At 36.3% G+C, this 358-nt stretch carries 1 protein-coding gene; it reads left to right on the top strand.

From position 1 onward, the window contains the following. The coding region (locus N7548_RS08850) for an RNA-guided endonuclease InsQ/TnpB family protein (protein ID WP_263609111.1) at positions 1-336 on the top strand (336 nt) is incomplete at its 5' end. Positions 337-358 lie beyond the last annotated feature (22 nt).

Genomic DNA, 358 nt, shown 5'->3' on the forward strand with positions numbered 1-358 from the left:
TATGATTTGGTGAGTGTCGAAGGATTGAATCTTAAAGATATGTCTCAAACAAGTCCATATTACGCTAAGCAAATATCACGGTTTGGTTGGACTAGGTTTATATCATTCTTGAAGTACAAGTTAGAAATACAAGGTAAGACTTTGATGGTGATGGACGAGTGGTATCCATCGTCAAAGACATGTAGCTGTTGTGGGGACATCAAAACAGATTTGAAGTTATCTGAGAGAGTCTATCATTGTCCAAGTTGTGAGTTACATTTGGATAGAGATCATAACGCAGCGATCAATATCAACAAAGAAGGGTTTAGAAAGTATAAGTTAGCATTTCAGTTATAAACAAATAAGAACCGTAGGGACT

Source organism: Paracholeplasma manati (assembly GCF_025742995.1).
GTDB classification, from domain to species: domain Bacteria; phylum Bacillota_I; class Bacilli_A; order Acholeplasmatales; family UBA5453; genus Paracholeplasma; species Paracholeplasma manati.